General features: G+C 54.0%; 14 protein-coding genes. 2 read left to right on the top strand and 12 right to left on the bottom strand.

Translation table 11 applies throughout. The features are described 5' to 3' along the window. Positions 1-47: 47 nt before the first annotated feature. Entirely contained in the window at positions 48-2,309 is a 2,262-nt protein-coding gene (locus tag ACH50O_RS00535; RefSeq protein ID WP_446810122.1) for a caspase family protein, read from the top strand. 208 nt (positions 2,310-2,517) lie between these two features. Here the strand turns inward: ACH50O_RS00535 and ACH50O_RS00530 are convergent, their stop codons facing one another. The 6 genes from ACH50O_RS00530 to ACH50O_RS00505 form a co-directional block, all read right to left on the bottom strand. Then, positions 2,518-3,726, bottom strand: coding sequence for an ABC transporter permease (locus ACH50O_RS00530; RefSeq protein ID WP_446810121.1), 1,209 nt, complete (start codon positions 3,724-3,726; stop codon positions 2,518-2,520). Next, a complete protein-coding gene (locus ACH50O_RS00525) occupies positions 3,717-4,436 on the bottom strand; it encodes an ABC transporter ATP-binding protein (protein ID WP_446810120.1) in 720 nt (239 codons plus the stop codon). Before ACH50O_RS00525 ends, ACH50O_RS00530 begins: the two co-directional genes overlap by 10 nt. Further along, positions 4,433-5,719: an efflux RND transporter periplasmic adaptor subunit gene (locus ACH50O_RS00520; protein WP_446810119.1), complete on the bottom strand. Its 1,287-nt coding sequence runs from the start codon at positions 5,717-5,719 to the stop codon at positions 4,433-4,435. The genes ACH50O_RS00525 and ACH50O_RS00520 overlap by 4 nt, the downstream gene beginning before the upstream one ends. After that, entirely contained in the window at positions 5,719-7,239 is a 1,521-nt protein-coding gene (locus tag ACH50O_RS00515; RefSeq protein WP_446810118.1) for an efflux transporter outer membrane subunit, read from the bottom strand. Before ACH50O_RS00515 ends, ACH50O_RS00520 begins: the two co-directional genes overlap by 1 nt. A 156-nt stretch (positions 7,240-7,395) precedes the next feature. Next, positions 7,396-7,971: a TetR/AcrR family transcriptional regulator gene (locus tag ACH50O_RS00510; protein ID WP_446810117.1), complete on the bottom strand. Its 576-nt coding sequence runs from the start codon at positions 7,969-7,971 to the stop codon at positions 7,396-7,398. A gap of 961 nt (positions 7,972-8,932) precedes the next feature. Further along, the gene (locus tag ACH50O_RS00505; RefSeq protein WP_446810116.1) at positions 8,933-10,303 is read right to left on the bottom strand and encodes a hypothetical protein; all 1,371 of its coding nucleotides are present in this window, start codon (positions 10,301-10,303) and stop codon (positions 8,933-8,935) included. A gap of 288 nt (positions 10,304-10,591) precedes the next feature. On the opposite strand from ACH50O_RS00505, the gene ACH50O_RS00500 reads away from it, so the two are divergent. Continuing rightward, positions 10,592-11,254 carry an LCCL domain-containing protein gene (locus ACH50O_RS00500; protein WP_446810115.1) on the top strand — a complete coding sequence of 221 codons (663 nt, stop codon included), beginning with the start codon at positions 10,592-10,594 and terminating at the stop codon, positions 11,252-11,254. A 244-nt stretch (positions 11,255-11,498) separates the two neighbouring features. On the opposite strand, the gene ACH50O_RS00495 is transcribed toward ACH50O_RS00500, so the two are convergent. The 6 genes from ACH50O_RS00495 to ACH50O_RS00470 form a co-directional block, all read right to left on the bottom strand. Next, on the bottom strand, positions 11,499-12,200 hold the full coding sequence (locus ACH50O_RS00495; protein WP_446810114.1) for a PEP-CTERM/exosortase system-associated acyltransferase: 702 nt from the start codon (positions 12,198-12,200) through the stop codon (positions 11,499-11,501). 450 nt (positions 12,201-12,650) lie between these two features. Then, positions 12,651-13,592 carry a glycosyltransferase family 2 protein gene (locus ACH50O_RS00490; RefSeq protein WP_446810113.1) on the bottom strand — a complete coding sequence of 314 codons (942 nt, stop codon included), beginning with the start codon at positions 13,590-13,592 and terminating at the stop codon, positions 12,651-12,653. Next, positions 13,585-14,787 carry a glycosyltransferase family 4 protein gene (locus ACH50O_RS00485; RefSeq protein ID WP_446810112.1) on the bottom strand — a complete coding sequence of 401 codons (1,203 nt, stop codon included), beginning with the start codon at positions 14,785-14,787 and terminating at the stop codon, positions 13,585-13,587. Before ACH50O_RS00485 ends, ACH50O_RS00490 begins: the two co-directional genes overlap by 8 nt. Positions 14,788-14,809: 22 nt before the next feature. After that, positions 14,810-15,679, bottom strand: a complete 870-nt coding sequence (locus ACH50O_RS00480) for a glycosyltransferase family A protein (protein ID WP_446810111.1) — start codon at positions 15,677-15,679, stop codon at positions 14,810-14,812. Continuing rightward, positions 15,676-16,467 carry a glycosyltransferase family 2 protein gene (locus tag ACH50O_RS00475; RefSeq protein ID WP_446810110.1) on the bottom strand — a complete coding sequence of 264 codons (792 nt, stop codon included), beginning with the start codon at positions 16,465-16,467 and terminating at the stop codon, positions 15,676-15,678. Before ACH50O_RS00475 ends, ACH50O_RS00480 begins: the two co-directional genes overlap by 4 nt. A gap of 3 nt (positions 16,468-16,470) precedes the next feature. After that, positions 16,471-17,415: a class I SAM-dependent methyltransferase gene (locus tag ACH50O_RS00470; protein WP_446810109.1), complete on the bottom strand. Its 945-nt coding sequence runs from the start codon at positions 17,413-17,415 to the stop codon at positions 16,471-16,473. Between the last annotated feature and the right edge of the window lie 19 nt (positions 17,416-17,434).

Genomic DNA, 17,434 nt, shown 5'->3' with positions numbered 1-17,434 from the left:
CTGCTATGGTTGGCGGACAAACACCATTCATTCGAAGGCGGCACACCATGGCGACACAAAGAGTATTGAATCGGACGCTAGCATTGGCAATTGGCGGCATTTTAATGTCCGCCTGCGCCCGTGACGTTAGCCAGGAAGAAATGGCCAAGGCGACCGAAGGCTATATCGTGGCGGACACCGGCAAACTGTTTGTCGTCGATTGTCTACTACCGGGTCAAGTACGGAAACTGGGCTCGCAAATGACCTATCTCAGCGCCCGCCGCCCCATCCGTACCACCGCCGCCGATTGCGAGGTTCGCGGCGGCGAATACGTCGCTTACGACCGCGCCAACTACGCCAGCGCTTTAAATATCTGGCTGCCCAAAGCCCAGGAAGGCGACGCCGCCGCCCAGCTCTATGTCGGCGAGATTTTCGAAAAAGGCCTGGGTACGCAAGCCGACTACAAAGCCGCCGCGCAATGGTACGAAAAAGCCGCCAACCAAGGTAACTCCCAAGCGCAGCTGAATTTGGGCCATCTCTACGAAAAAGGCCTGGGCGTTGCGGAAGACAAGGAAGCCGCATTGCGTTGGTATCGCAAATCCGCCGGTCTGGAGGACGCCGGCATCCAGTTCGCACCGGCCGTGAATGCGCAGGCCATCGCCAACAGCGAAGAACTGGCAAACTTGCGCAGCGAAGTGGCCGAATCCCGCCGCGAAACGGAACAGCTGCGCGAGCAATTGCAAAGCACTCGTCAGCAAACCCTGGATCAGCAGGAAAGCCTGCGTAAGGCCCAAAACGAACTGGAAGCCCTACGCAATAAATTGCAACAACAAAAATCCACCACGCCCGGCGGCTCCAGCGACATCGAATCGCTGGAAAAGCAATTACGCGAAAAAGAAAGCCAATTAAAAGACCAGCAAGCCAAGCTGGGCAGTTTGACCCAGTCGTTAAGCCAGGAAAGACTGCGCATGAAACGCGAACTGGAAACCGCACGCCAGCAAAGCCCCAGTGCGAAAGCCGCCGAAAGCAAAACTAACGATATCGAGAACAAGCTCAACGAAAAAATCGAAACCTATCAAAAACAATCGGCGGAACTGACCGGCTGGCTAACCTCATCGGACAAACTGGACAGAAACCAAATAGATCTGCGCAAGCAGGCCTTGCAACAGCAAGCCAAGGAAATCGCCGCGCTGAAAGAAAAATTGCAACAACAATCATCCAATGTAGTGGCCTCGGGCAACGGTCCGAATATCGAATTGCTGGAACCCGCCGTCACCGTTACGCGCGGCATTCCGAGTATCCAGTTCGGCTTGGGTGAGAGCAGCAAACGCATCGTCGGTAAAATCGATGCCGCCACCGGTCTCAGCCGTTTATTGTTAAACGACAAAGCCGTCAAAGTCGACGCCAACGGCCGATTCGAAACCGACGTCAGCTTAAAAGGCGAAGAAACCCTGGTACGCATCGTCGCTACCGATAAGCGCAATCAGAGCAGCGATTTAAGCCTGCGTTTGCTGGCGTCCGGCAATGCGGCGGAGGCAGTGTTTCCGAGCAGCAACGGCAGCGAATTGAAACGCTCCGGCGACATTCAGTTCGGCAAATTCTACGCGATCATCATCGGCAATAACGAATACGGCGCTTATCCGTCCTTGAAAACGCCGATTGCCGACGCCAAAAGCCTGGAACTGTTGCTACGCGAACGTTACGGCTTCACCACCAAACTATTAATCAACGCCAATCGCCACGCGATCATGTCGGCGTTCAACGAACTGAACCAAAAACTCACCGAACAGGATAATTTACTGGTCTATTACGCCGGCCACGGCGAAATCGACAAGAAAAGCCAAACCGCGTATTGGCTACCGGTCGATTCGGAAACCGGCAATAGCGCCAACTGGATTTCCAGCCAAAGCATCACCGAGTTTTTAAGCATCATGCCGGCCAGGCACATAATGGTGGTGGCCGATTCCTGTTACTCCGGCGCGTTGACCGGATCGGCGGTCGCCAAACTGCCGGAAGGCATGGACGACGCCAAGCGCGAACGTTGGCTAAAAGCGATGAATAGCCGCAAAGCCCGCACCGTGCTGACTTCCGGCGGCGTAAAACCGGTTATGGATCAGGGCGGCGGCGATCATTCTGTGTTCGCCAATGCGTTTTTGAAAGTATTGCGCGGCAACAAACGCATTATCGAAGACTACGACATCTTCCGGGACGTGGCCAATCAAGTAAGAGCGTCGGCGGCGCGCGGCGGTTTCGAACAAATGCCGCAATACGCCCCCTTGCAGCATGCCGGCCACGAAGGCAGCCCGTTCTTTTTCGTACCGGAAGTTTAGTCGGCTTGCCTATTCCGATTGAAAACCGCCACGTATTCCGATGACGTGTCGGTTTTCAATTTCGATGTACTTGCGTCATTAGAGAACAAGGCCTTTGGGAGAGGCGAATTGTCGCAATCGCCCACTGTTGTTGTTCTATCATTTTGCTCCGATGGCCGATATATGCAATAAAACCGTCTTTACACATTATTTTGGAGATTTTGGCAAATCACTCATGCCGCAACGCCACAATTGGATCCAGTTGCGCCGCGCGCCGGGCCGGCATATAACCGAACACAATCCCAATCGCCGCCGAAAAGCCGAACGCCAACAGGTTAATGCTGGGATTGAACAGAAACGGCAGATGCATCAAGGTCGACAGCGCGATGCAGGCCAGGAAAGCCAGAATAATTCCAATCAAGCCTCCCAGGCAGGACAACATTACGGCTTCGATCAAAAATTGCAGCAATACTTCCTGTTCCAGTGCGCCAATGGCTAGGCGAATGCCTATCTCCCGGGTTCGTTCGGTCACCGACACCAGCATCACGTTCATGATGCCAATGCCGCCGACCAGCAAACTCACAGCCGCCACCGCACCCAATAAGGCAGTCATGGTGCCGATGGTACCGGACAGGGTTTCGGCGATTTGCTTGGTATCCATGATATTGAAATTGTCGGCCTCGTTGTCGGCCATTTTGCGGCGCTCGCGCAAAATCAGGCGGATTTGCTGCATGGTTTTTGATGCGTCGGCGCCATCCTTTAGCGATACCAATAGACTGGAAACATCCTGATTGCCGGTCAATCGGCGTTGCACGGTGGATAACGGCATCAACAAGGTATCGTCCTGGTCCATGCCCATCGCGCCCTGACCTTTGGCGGCCAGTAAACCGATCACCTGGCACACAAAAGTCTTGATGCGGACTTCATCACCTAGTGGATTGCGGTTACCGAACAATTCTTTTTTTACCGTGGCGCCGATAATGCAAACCGCTTTGCCGGAGCGTTCCTCGTCGTCGAGAAATTCCCTGCCGGCCGCCAGTTTCCAGCTGCCGGCGACCAAATAGCCATTAGTGGTGCCGTTGACGGTGGTGGACCAGTTGTTATTGCCAGCCACCAAAGTGATCGAATGGCCGACCACCGGCACCACTTCCCGTAAACCCCCGATCTGTGTCCGAATCGCCTCGGCATCGGCTTTCTTGAAATTGGGGGCGCCGGCCGAATCGCGTCCCGGCCCTAAGCGTTGGCCCGGTCGCACCATCAACAGATTGCTGCCGAGGCTGGAAATCTGATCGGAGACCATCCGTGTTGCACCCTGGCCCAGCGTTACCATCGTCACCACCGCGGCCACGCCGATAACAATACCGAGTATCGTCAGGAAGGAGCGCATCAAATTGCGGCGTATCGTCCGCAACGCCAACAACAAAGTATTCAGCCACATGCTGATTCTCCCGTGATTTGATCTTCCGCCACCCGGCCATCGACAAAATGCACGGTGCGCCGGGCGTAGGCCGCCATGTCCGGCTCATGGGTCACCATCAGGATGGTGATGCCTTGATCCCGGTTTAATGCCACCAGCAGTTCCATGATTTCATGGCTACGCCGGGTATCAAGGTTGCCGGTAGGCTCGTCGGCCAGCAATACCAGCGGCTGGGTAACGATGGCGCGGGCAATGGCCACACGTTGTTGCTGGCCGCCGGACAGTTCGGCGGGCGTATGTTCCTCCCAGCCGTCCAGCCCGACACGGGTCAGTGCCCCCTTGGCGGCGGCGTGCCGGGTAACAGCGTTTTCGCCGCGATAAAGCAATGGTAATTCGACATTTTCCAACGCCGAAGTACGCGCTAATAAATTAAACCCCTGAAACACAAAGCCCAAACAATGACGACGCAGCAAGGCGCGCTGGTTACGTTCCAACTGTTCGACGTGAACGCCTTGGAACTGGTAAGTGCCGCTACTGGGCGTATCCAGGCAGCCGAGGATATTCATCGCTGTCGATTTCCCGGAACCGCTCGGCCCCATCACCGCAACGAAATCCCCGGCGGCGATGCGCAAATCGATGCCACGTAGCGCCTGAAACGCAGCCTGGCCTTCGCCGTAGATTTTGGTAATGCCGGACAGCTGAATTAGCGGTGGCGCGTTGACTTCGCTCATGGCTTGGCTTCCTGATAATCGGTGATCACGGCCATGCCTGGTTTCAAGTTGCCAGAGATGATTTCTGTCAAACGGCCGTTGCTCTCGCCAATCCCGACCGCCAGCACTTTGGGTTGTTGATTGTCGTCGAGTATCCAAACCTGCGGCGAAGTAGATGTCGTCGAACCATTCTGCTTTTTAGGTTCGGCAGGCGGGCTCGGCAGCAGACGGCTGATGAAACTGCCGTTCTGTTTGGGTCCCGCAGTCGCCGGCGGCGTGAAGCGCAAGGCCGCGTTCGGCACCAACAATACCTGGTCGCGGCGGGCGGTGACGATGGTCGCAGTCGCGGTCATGCCCGGTCGTAGCGCCAGATCGTCGTTACGCACTCCAAGTACCGTCTTGTAGGTCACTACGTTATCGACAATGGTCGAGCCAAGACTGACGCGCTGGATAGTGGCCGGAAAGTCCTGCCCCGGCCAGGTTGAAACGGTAAACGTTGCGGACTGCCCCACCTTGACCTTGCCGACATCGGCTTCGTCGACCTTGACCTGCAATTCCATGTTGGTCAGGTCTTCCGCCAGCGTGAACAGCACTGGAATGGTCATTGCGGAAACCACGGTCTGACCCGGCTCGATTTTGCGCGACAGTACCACGCCATCGACCGGCGAACGTATCGTGCCCTTGGCCAGATTGGTTTCGTCGGTTTTTAAGGCCGCCTGGGCCTGCTCGACTGAAGCCTGGGCGCCGGACTGGTTGGCGACGGCACGTTGCAGCGTGGCCTCGGCCTTCTCCAGCTCGGTTTGGGCCGGCACCTTGCCTCCGGAAATTGCCGCGACTTCGCGCATCCGCGACAGCGACGCCTTCGATTCGACCACCGAGGCCAGGGCTTGCGCCACAGATGCCTGTGCCGACGCGAGTTCGGCTTTGGAGCGGGTCACGGCATCGTTTAATTTGGTCAGATCGAGTTGCGCCAGTAGTTGGCCCTTTTTTACATGATCGTTTTCCTGCACCAGCACACGGGCCACGGTGCCCGACATTTCGCTACCGACGTCCACCGATGTGGTCGGTTCCAGGGTACCGCTGGCAGACACCGTCACCACCAAGTTACCGGTCGCGGCCGCTTCGGTAAGATACTGCTGAGCGTTTTGTTTGCCGCCGGGGGCCAATAGCGCAAGCACAAGCAGCAGGCCAACAATGGCCGCACCGATCCACAACCAACGCTTTTGGCGCTTGCTCGATTGCTTGGCGTTGGAGTTCAGGATGGTTTGCAACGCATCCTTTGAGTTTTCTGTCGATGAATTCATTAGGAGCTACTCCGTTCAGATGAAGATTGAGCCGGTGCGCTCGGCATCTCTTGCCAACCGCCGCCCAAGGCTTTGTAAAGACTGATCAGACTGGTTCTGAGCCCGGCCTCGGCGGTGGCCAGATTGTCTTCGGCGCTTAAACGCGTGCGTTCGCTGTCCAATACGCTTTGAAAATCGGCAAGCCCGGATCGATAGAGTTGGCTGGCAAGTTGCGCGGCGTTGCGGGCTGAGTCTGCGGCGGCGCTACGGGCTTCGACTCGCTCGTGACCCGCGGCATACGCTTTAAGGGCATTTTCGACTTCTTCCAACGCGGTTAATACGCTGTTCTGATAACTCACCAGTGCCTGTTTCTGCACCGCGCTTTGAATATCCACCGCCGCCCGCAACCGGCCGGCATCGAACAACGTCGTGCCCAAACTGGCGCCTATGCTTTGAATTGCCGTGCTCATGCCGGCCGAGGCAAAGGTGTACCAGCTCAGCGAGCCGCTCAGCGTCAGACTGGGAAAACGCTTGGCCAGTTTCTGCCCAACGCGCGCAGTTTCGGCCGCCAAAGTACGTTCGGCGGCGATTAGGTCCGGGCGCTGACGTAATACGTCGGTGGGGATGCCGGTAGCCAGACTCGCCGGCAAGGCAGGCAATTCCTTGACTTCGGCGAATTGCGTGTGCAGATCGCCAGGATTGCGCCCCAGCAAGACCGCCAGACGATTTTCCGCCGTCCGTAAGCCCACTTCCAAATCGGGAATACCGGCGCGAGTCTGTTCGCGGCTGGTATTGGCTTGCTCGACGTCGCTGGCATTGGCCAAACCGGCCTGATAACGCCATTCGGTAATTTGCGCCGTTTCGCTTTGGCTGGCCAAGTTGTCTTTGGCAATCGTTAACCGGCGTTGATAGGAACGCAACTCGATATAGTTGCGCGCCACTTCGGCCACCAGGGACACGCGGGCATTGTGCAATTTGGCCTCGGCGGCCGCTTCGTCGGCAGTTGCGGCTTCGATGCCGCGGCGGATGCCGCCGAAGATATTGATTTCCCAACTGGCATCCAGACCCGGGCTGTAAGTGGCGCCATTGACCGTGGAGCCGACCCCGCCCGAACCGATGCCGGCTCCGATGTTACTGCTACCGCTTGTCGCACCGTTGCCGGAACCATCAACTTCGCGCTGATTGATACTGCCCGACGCTTTCAGTGTCGGATAAAGCTCTGCCTCGGCTTGGTCGCGAGTCGCACGCGCTTGCTGTAAACGGGCCTTGGCACTGCGTAAATCAAGATTGCCGGCCATAGCTTCGTCGATCAATTTATCCAGACTCTCATCACCTAACTGCCGCCACCAGCGAGCCAGGTCCTGCTCGGATTTGCCGGCCGGTTGCGTATTGGCTGCGGTAACCGAACCGGACCAATTGGTTGGCAAAACCAATTCGGGCTGTCGGTAATCCGGGCCGATTTTGGGAAAAAGCTCGGAGCAACCGCAAAGCACTGCCGCGGGTAACACCAGCAAATAAAGGCGAGGTATTGTTTTATTCATAAACAACGACTTCCATAATTTGTTTTGGGCCTGGTTCGCGTGCAGCAATCGGTATACTGGAAATCAACTGAATCGCCGCTAAATTCAGCCATCCAATTGAGCTTGGCCTTAGTTTGAGGCTGCTATTCCACCAGGAAACCGTCAACGTCCCAGCGTTCATGCCTTGGCTCCTGTAAAGCCGTTTAAAAACAGCTCAACGACAAAATCGACGTGGGCCTTGGCACTCCAATCGGCTGGTAATTGCCTGAACAGGGCTTTATTGCGAGGTTCGGCAAACAGCATTTCCAAAAACAAGACTGCAGCCCGGTCGATGCTCTGCGCCGACAACGCCGTCTGTTTGGCATGTTGCCGCAAATATTCCGCGATCACGTTTTGAATACGCATCGGCAGGGCATCTCCCATCCGTTCGTTGATTTCCGGCAAATGCATCGATTCGGCGACGCCCATCCGGTAAAACGCCACCATATCGGGATGCATCACTCTGGCGAGCAGCATTTCACCCATCGCGCCAAGACCATCGGCCAGTGTCATCTGCGGCAGACTCGCGATAGAGGACAGTTCAGAAACGTCTGTGTCGACCATGCGTCCGATCGAAGCCAGCAGCAATTCGGCCTTGTTTTTGTAACGCTCATAAATAGTTTTCGTCGATACGCCCGCTGCGGTGGAAATTTTTGCGATACTGGTTTTGCTGTATCCGTCGTGAATGAACATGCGTAGTGCGTGATCCAACAAATAATCGATCCTTTCGGCTTCGGTTCCGGCTTTGGGGCGACCCGATCTGGGCTTCTCTGGTTTGCTAGAAAGCATATAAGACCTTGAATTAAAGTAAAACAAAACGTTTTGTTTTACTTTAATTCAATATCGACTCTTCTGCAAGGGGAAACAATTGGAATACAGCGTCAATGAGGGCAACTTTGTCTCGGTAATTCCAAGCTTTACCTGTGTTCTAGCGCATACCTAAACGCTTGGTTCGTGGAAATCTGCTTGTGAATAGCGGGGAGAGCTGATAGCGATTTTGAATTGATCGGCTACTAAAGAACGTTTTGGCCTGACTGGCATTGCGGTAAACGGCATTGTGGAGCCACCACCGGATGTGGCGGATAAAGGCATCGGTAACCGACAAGGTTGAAATTCAGCTTTAGGACTCGTTATCCGGCCGGATAATTACGCGCTTTTTTATGCCCAGTGGTTACGTTATTACACTCGTCTTCACATGAAAAATAAGTTATTTGCCACACTTTTTTTAAGAATCTGTTGCCTTTGCTTAGTGAATGGTTGACGAACCAGCTTGGTTTAGATTGTTTAGAAAAAACTTAAAAAATTGAATTTATTTGGGTTTTATGGAGGGTGTAAGGTAAAAAAGATTACGACGATAGCAAAATACCTCGTGCGTGAGCTCAAACGGGTTGCGAGCAAGTTAAAAGCAAGTAGCCTCTATGCAATCGAGGTTTCGAAAGACACTGTCCTACAATTGCCAGTGCTGATTGGGTGACCAGCGCCCCGACACCCTCGAATCCGCTGATGCCGCATCGAGACTACAATCGCCCCGCAGCGTTGCAGTCACCGACAATCGACATGCAGTTATCGACTTATGGCCGGCTGGAGCCACCGGTAGGTTTCAATTGAAATCGGAACGGATTAAATAGCCGGGCTAGCAGAGGTTACCCGGCCGATTTTTAAACGGCGGAAACTATTATTTCCACTTTTTGAGCAAACCTTTCAGTCCGGCAGGCTTGGCGGGTTCGACTGCGGCGGCGATTGTTTCGGCAATCGGCTCGGGTTCCGCCGCTACCGGTTCAGTCTCAACGACAGGCTCTGCCGATTTTTTACCGAACAAACTTTTCAGCTTACCGCCAACGCCGGCAGCCGGCTCTTTAACCGCTTCGGCGGCAGTTTCCGCGATTTCCACCACATTTTCTTTAAGCTCAACAGCCGCTTCCATTATAGGTGCGGCGATTTCTTCCAATTCTTCCTGGATAGCCTCGGCTGCAACCTCGGTTTGTGTACCCAGCTTTTGATCCAACTTGGCCATTTGCTGCATAGTGTTGTTCAACATTTGCTTGAATTTGCCGAAACCGCCGCTTTTCTCGGCCAACTTATCCACGGATGACTGCTTTGCCGGTGCCGGCTCGGCAACGACAGGTTTAGGCTTAGCGGCAACCGGCGCAACTTCCAGCTCAACCGGCTTTGGCGGCTCGATAGGTGTCGGCTGGGCTTGCACCGCAACCGGTTGAGCAACAACAGCCGGGGATGCCTGAATCGCGGGAGCTTCGTAAAACGTGGCTTTTGGCTCCGGCTTGGATACCGGCTCCGTTGCCGCCAACGGGCGTTTAGCCGAGTCGGCGTAACGCGCCAGTTCGGTCTGATGCTTTGCCAAAGTCTCCGCCAGCCGTTGTTCGGCGCCGGCTTGCTCGCGCTCGCGCAGGATTTTTTGTTCTTCGACAGCCAACTCCAGTTTGTTCAGCTGTTCGGTTTGCGACTCCAAGCGCAACTGCAACGGCCCGATTAATGCGTCTTTTTCAGCCAGTTTGGCCGTTTCCGCCCAAAGCGCCAGTTGCAGCTCGGTTTTACCTTGCTGTTCGGCTTTAAAGCGTTCGGCGATTTGCGCGGTAATGGCGGCATATCGCGGCCACAGGTCGGTGGATTGCAGGTCGTTGGCGGCCGGCAAGCCGGGTTCGGTCAGTTCGAAGTTGCTTGCCAAGGTTTTGATGCTGTCGATTACTTGCCGATTCGCTTGTACAAGCTTGCCTTCCAGACTTTCGGCCCGCTGCGTTTCGCTGGCAGCGGCCGCTTGCGCGGTTTCCAACTGCTCAAGGGCGGCGGCTAATTGTTCTTGCAAGGTTTGCAGTTGTTGCCGAGCGCTATCCAAATCGGTTTGCAAGGCAATGCGCGCTTTTAAATTAATGGCATTGGTTTTCTTTAAAAAATAAATCCTGATACTGTAAAACATTGCCGTCAGCAACCACACGGCAAGCACTAAGGATCCGGCATATTCCCGGTTTTCCAAGGTCAATCGATACCAATCCGACAGTATGCTTTGAATCATGGGCAAATAAACTTCCATAAATAATCCTGGCTAATATAATTTTTATAATAATGACGTAGGCTTCCGACCCGAAACAGTTGAATTCAACTTGGGCCAGACGGCAGCGAGTATATCAGTTTGACCCGGCAACTTTACCGTAAGCTTCTGGAATAAGACAGAAAATCGCTGATGTCTTTAACCGGGAAAGTCTTCGGCTAAACGCGATACACACCGATTGCCCTGGACGCGTATTCAAGTTTTAACCTTGTGCGGATTTACGGAAGGGCTTAATCTCTAGTCTCAAGCTGTTCGGCCCAGGAGACTTCGATGGAAGAAATCGTCAAAACGCTGTTTAGCGCCCCATTAGCCACGGTGTTTGTGATGGCGGGCCTGATATTTCTCTTGGTCGCTGTGGTCGGTAATATTAGCGGCAGGATCGAACCGGGTCCGAAAGGAAGAATTTTTTCCGGCGTACTGGGCTTGGTGTGCGTTGCGGTCGGCCTGACAATGCATTTCGCGCAAACATCGGCGCAAATTGCCGACTCGCCGCTTAAGGTAACGACTCCCGGTCCGGCCGTACCGGTCATTACGGCGGCTAACCCCATGGCTACTAGCAATCCGCCAGCATACCCCGCCAATCAGCCGGCAGCGACAATAAACAATCCGACTAACGCGGAAGTAATCGAAGCAGGCTGTAGTTTCTCGGCGGCGCAGATTGAAGGCGGCCCCGGCTCGACGCATTTAGTTGCCTGCCCGGCGGAGTGCGACGCGGCTTATCAAATATTGAACGGTACCGACGCATATACCAGCAATTCTTACATCTGTTTGGCCGCCATTCACGCCGGACTGATTAGCCGGCAAGGCGGAGCGGTGCAAGTTATCGTGGAAAAAGGCCGCCCTGCCTACCGCGGCTCGATGCGCAATGGCATTCAGTCTTCCGACTATGGGAAATACGACGGCTCTTTTCGGCTGGCGCCGCCTGCGCAATAGCTTTAAACGATTAAGTTATGCGCTATTCGATCAAAATCTCCAAGCGGAGCGTGACGATTTTATCCACGCTGCCAATGCGATGATAAGACAGCGCCGCGACAGAGTTTCAGCAGAGTGGAGAACGGGAAGGCTCTAGGCGGAGAATATATCCGAACCCGGCCGGCCTCTAAGGCTATCGCCTTTTTATAAGGTAACGGCGCCGGGAAACCGTCATCAAAACTATCGAATCGCTAAATCCGACCTATCAAGCCCTTTGTCTTTTGGACGCCGATCTCTCGGTCAACTCGGAATATCGGCGATATTCCAATTTATAGTCTTTTTGCCACAGTGGATTAAGAAGAATGTGATCGACATCCAACGCATAAGGAATTCGTTGCCCTCTATGATCGCAAGCGCCTCCCACTTGCTGCATTTCGAAACCTTCTTTCTTCACAGCATACGCCAGCGACGGCGTGACCAATATATACCACTGCTTGATGCCGTTCTGAACCGAATACAAAACGGCTGCCCGGTACAAACCCCACATGATGCTGCGGCTTTGATTCTTGATGCTGTGTAAATATCTGACGTTGCTGACTTCCTTGGCAGTCTCTTCGCCGTTATTGCCGTGCGAGAACCCTCTCGGCGCAAAACGTCTGGCTTCTCTAAGAACACACAGGCGGGAGATTTCTATGGACTGCGCGTACTGTTGCGCGCTTATCGGTTGATCGGGAACACATTTGGCTTCGAAAGGGAAAACGGCTTGATTTTGATAAACCAATCGCAATGCGCCCAGCCACTGCCCTGTGTATCGGTGCCGCACCATGAAATGCACCGAATGCTCATCCCATTCGTCGAACTCCAATTGATCCGGAAACTTATCCTTGTCCTCAAAACCCATCTCGTCGCAATAAACTTGGTATCTGAGGTTGTAATGAATTTGTTTGCTTTCAGGTGTGTCAGCCAAAAAAACCTCAAAACAACTATCAAATGAATGCTTTTCAGAAATCAAGATGAAACTCCATAACGTAATTAATCAAATCCCTAAATATCCGGGCAATACTTCTTTGACGCTAAGGACTCAGACAACCAAATGCACTTTGATTGTAATCCCGCTCTCACCGCAAAAGACTTTATCAATCATTATCCAGACCCAATCATGCATTTTCAACCAAGCTCCAGCGTAGGATTTTACCCGGCTATTAGGACAACAGCATCACTACTGCAATCACTAAAAACGGCGCCGGAGTCGGAGAAACGCAATGTTGGAAAAGAATTTACAGCGTCAAGATGAAGAAACACTGTAATTTAGATTAAGATAAGATGAAGATTGGATTAATTTTAGAATGATTTAAGGCGTTACTAAGCATTAACGCTTAGTCGATCCGCTAGTATTTTCCGGCAAAATAATGCCGCTTTATTCACCTGCATTTTCGGGCGCGCCCCGAAACCAATAGCCTTTGTGCAAACTAAAATATCTATTGCAACTCGGCGGTAATCTGCCGGGCATCACTCCACCCAGTTTATAGCCTAGCCATTTCAATCCCGTGCGTAAAAACGCGGCGGGAATCAGCCACGGCGCATGTCTGACCAGATAACCCGCTTCGGAAACCACAAACCGCAAACCCTCGCCCGATGCGCCGCCAAAAGTCTGCTGCAACCAGGGGGTATGCGCGTGAAAAACGCCGATATCAAAGTAACGCCTAAATTCGTCGGAAAACCCGTAATCGTGAGAGTGAAACACGGCGACATCGCCGCAATAAGCTACTTTCCAGCCGTTTACCAACATCTTGCCGACCACAAAAGTATCTTCGTTCATGATGGTGTTCAGCGGAAACCCGCCGGCATTCATCAAGGCACTGCGCCGGTAAGCGGCAAAAGAATTGGAAATAAACACGGTCTTGATGCCAAATTGCGCCTTGTCCCGCAGGCTACGCAACTGACTTTGCGGCGGATAATTGAATAAACGGGCATGCGCGCCAATCGGCCCGGCATTCCGGTGCGGCAACTGCCGGCCATAAGCTGCGCCGACACTTTCATCCGCGAAGACCGCCACTAACTTTTCGATGGCATCGGGTCCCGCCAGCAGAGCATCCTGAGTCAGGAACACCAGAATATCCGCATCCGCCAGCCAATTCACGCCGAATTGCCGGGTACCGCCATGATTAAACTCGGACTTGGGTATCACCTGCACGTCAAAGCCCGCTGCAAGCGCCAAAGCCACCGTATGGTCGTCGGATGAGGAATCTATCAGCAGCAAATAATCCGGCTTCAGCGTTTGCGCGGCAAAGGCTTGCAACCAGGACACCCAAAGTTCGCCGGCATTCAGGGTCGGCACGATCAAACCCACCTTACTCATAAGAAGAGCCCTCTATCAAGGACTGCGGCAGACTGGCATGATTCGCCTTAGTCAACACGTTCCAGACTTTATCGCCCAGTTTAACCGGGTCCAACTGCTGTTCGACATATTGCCGGCTACGCAACGACATTTCTTGCCAAGTCGCTTGAGTCACCACTTGCGTTTGCCTTAGCACGGCGCAGACCGAAGTCTCGTTGCGCTCGAAGACCAAGCCGGCGCCATACATTGCCAAGTGATCCCAGGCCAAGCCTTTCGCAACCAGCACCGGCCGGCCGGCAGCCATCGCCTCCGCCACCACATTGCCAAAATTCTCGCGCATGCCGCCAGTCTCCTCCAGACCGGACGGCAACACCAGAAAATGACTGTCGGCCAGCAATTGCTTTACTTCCGCGACCGGCAGATAACCTTTGTAGCTGATAGCCCCTTGCGCCTGCGCCAGCAAGGCCTGAAACTCTTCAAAATACGCGCCATCGACACTGCGGCCGGCCACAATCAAACGGTCATTGGGCCGGCGCGTTTGCAACCAGGCCCGGATAAACGCGTTAATGCCTTTTTCTTGCTGAACATGACCCAGAAAGCATAGCTGTGTGCCCTCGCCTTGCGGATAGCCTGCGACTTGGAAATCCCGACTGTCGATGCCGTTCGGCACCAGTAACACCCTGGCGTCCTTGCCCAACACGCCGGTTACGCCCGCCGCTTCGGTATCGCTGGTGCAATGCACCGCAATGGCCCGGCGCAAAGTCGGGAAAGTCAGCCATTTATAAAACAACCATTTGTGCGGCTTCTGCCGCCGAATCAGCGCCACATGTTCCGGCATCAACCCGCCGTGTACCGCGACCATAAATGGCCGGCGCAACAATACGCAAAACACAGCCGCCAAAGTTGAAGGCCAAGTGGCAATACCGTGGATATAGATTCGTGGTGCCTGCCAGCAGAGCTTGAAAATCTTAGGAATGGCTCCCAACCCGAAACCCCAACGCCGGAAGCCGTAACAAGGATACAGTCTGACATCGACTTGCTTGCCAAGTTTTACATCCTCGGCGCGTAAGCGACCGTTTATCGACTCGTCGGCGGCAGCCAACACCATGTTGTGGCCGCGTTCGCCCCAGGCTTTGGTCAACACGCCACAGGTGACCGATACCCCGCCATAGCCTTTAGCCGGCGGCACATGGGTCGTGACAATACCTACATCCATTTCATTTCTCCTGAAACCGTCTTTAAATACATTTTTCTGATTTGCGGTACGCCAGAAACCCGCGCCAGATACCGACCAGGTTGTAAAACGAATACGCCAGTTTTTGCGGATTGAAGGTGACCAGCGCCAAAGCCATTTTCAACACCGGCGCGACAAACATCTTGCGCACGATGTAATACAAAATAAACGCGTCGTGCTGATTGGTAAACTTGCGGATATAAGCGCCGATGCCGGTGGAATACATCAGCATCCTGGCGGTGCCTAGCTTGTAATGATCCTTGTTGGCGTGAAAAATTTTGATTTCGGGCGTATAAAACGCGTTGCCGCCGGCGCGCAGCAAGCGGTACAACAGCTCAAAACCTTCCGCGCCGGAGTATTTGGAACCGATGCCAAAATCGTGATCCAGATGAAACTGCCGCCTATCGACCTGTTGCAGATCGAAAAACTGGGTAAACTCCACCCCCATCATCCGGAAACGGTTGAAATAGCCGGCTTTGTGGCTATTCACACCTATGCTGAATCGGGTGGCGGAAAAATCGTAGGAACCCGCCACCAGAATGGCGAGGTTTTCGCGGCGCTTAAATTCCGCCACCACTTTTTCCAACACGTCCTTGTCATAGGCACAATCGTCGTCGGGAAAGGCGACGATACGGCCCTGCGCCAGACCGATGCCATAATCCCTGGCCCGGGCATTGCCGGTAAAATCCACCTTGATGTGCTTGATGTCCATCAGCGCGTGGTAAGACTCAAAAATGGCATCGATCTTACCGTCCCGATTTTGATCGATGACTATCAGCTCGAAGTTTTTATAGGTTTGCAACAGCAGGGATTTCAAAAAATCCAAGACTTCGCAGTCCCTACCCAAGGTTGCCAACACCAGCGAAACTTTCATAGCGCACTCCTCGCCCAGCTACCGGCTTTTGCTTGCAAATAAATCGTGGCTTCGTACCAGGTAAACATCAGCGCAAACTCCAAGCCAGCCGCACCGTCCAAAAAACCGCCACGCAGCAGATAGTGATAAGCAAACCGCGCCAGCACGCGCAGCCAGGAGCGACCCAGCAGCACGCTTAAGCGGCCGCGCGTGGTCATCACCGCACCGGCAGTCGGTTGCAACTGCACTTCTTGCGCGGCCTTGCCGACGTGTTTGTGCATCCATTCGATGATTTCGCCGTGGTAAAAATAATGTTCGTAGGCAATCTCGGAATAGCCGATGCGGCAGGTATCCAGCACCGCTTCGCCATGCCCGGTGTGGTTGCGCACAAAATTGGTTGTCTCGCGGCGCACCAGCCTGGGGTGATAGATCGGATAACCGGGCGCATGATTCAGACGTTTACCGCGCAGATACAACACCGACGGCACCATCAATACATCGATGCCATGCGTATCGGACAGCTTGGCTTCAAACCAGTCGTAAAAGGTTTGCGGATAGATTTCGTCGGCATCGACGAACAAGATCCACGGCGTATCTATGCCGCACTGCCGGATCGCAAAATTGCGTTGTTCGGCAAAACCGGGCCAGGGATTGCGGTGAATGGCGCAGCCTCGTTCTTGGGCAATCGCCAGCGTGTTATCGGTACTGCCGGAATCGACAATCGCGATAGGGTACCGTTCGGGTATGCCCGCCAAGCAGCGCGGCAGATTGGCTTCCTCGTTTTGGGTAAGAATAACGACGGTCAACATGGCTTATTTCTTCACCGCGTAGACATTCAGGTAAATACCCAAGCCCAACGCATCCATTAAGGCTGCAAACGGCATCTGCGCATACTTCACCAGTGCGTTGGTCAGCTTTGCCAAACCACCTTTCAAACCCAAGCGTTTGGATAGCGCGTTGTAAGGAATCCGGGTAACTTGCTCGGTTTTAACCACCTGCACGCCATTACGCTCCAGCAAGCTTTTCAGGCCTTGTTCGGTAAAATAATTCACATGCTCCGGCACCCACAGACAGGCGTTCTCCTTGGTGCCCAGTAGTTTGACCAAAAACGAAGCATAGTTAGGCACCGCGCAAGCCAGCACGCCACCGCTTTCCAGCAAACCGGCGACCTTGGCTATCGCCTGATCCGGTTCCAACAGATGCTCCAACACTTGCGACATCACCACGACGCCAAAGGCTTGCTCCGCCTGATACTGCTCGAACATGATCGGCAAGGGCTCGTCGCCGTTTAAATCCCGGAACACCCGATTTTCATACTGGCCGGGATTGATGCTGACGGTGCGATAACCCAACAAGCGCAAGGCTCGGGTATAAAAGCCAAAACCGGAACCGATATCCAAAGCTCGGTGATTGCCGGACTTGTTCAACTGGTCGGCGTGGAGTGCCATGCGCTTGGCATCGACGGTGCAGTTAGGAAAAACCTGTTCCCTTAATAATACTTCGTCCAGCGTAATCGCCTGCGTCAACGCCTGACCGGAGTATTTATAGATGGCTTGCAACCACTGCCGATGCGGCGGCTGATTCAAAAAACCAGTGCCGCAGCAAGCGCAGCGGTAAATCCGAAAGGCTTTGCTGCTGGTGCTATCGGTATACAGGTAATCTTTTTGCCGCCAAAAACCGATTTTCTCCGCGCCGCATGCCACGCATGCGTGCAACACATCGCCGTAAGTTTCCGTTGTCATTGTCGCGTATGTCATTGTCTCCACCGTTGTCACT

This window comes from Methylomonas sp. 2BW1-5-20, from assembly GCF_052474515.1.
Note: the sequence above shows the minus strand (reverse complement) of the source record. Positions and strands in the feature narration are given on the sequence as shown.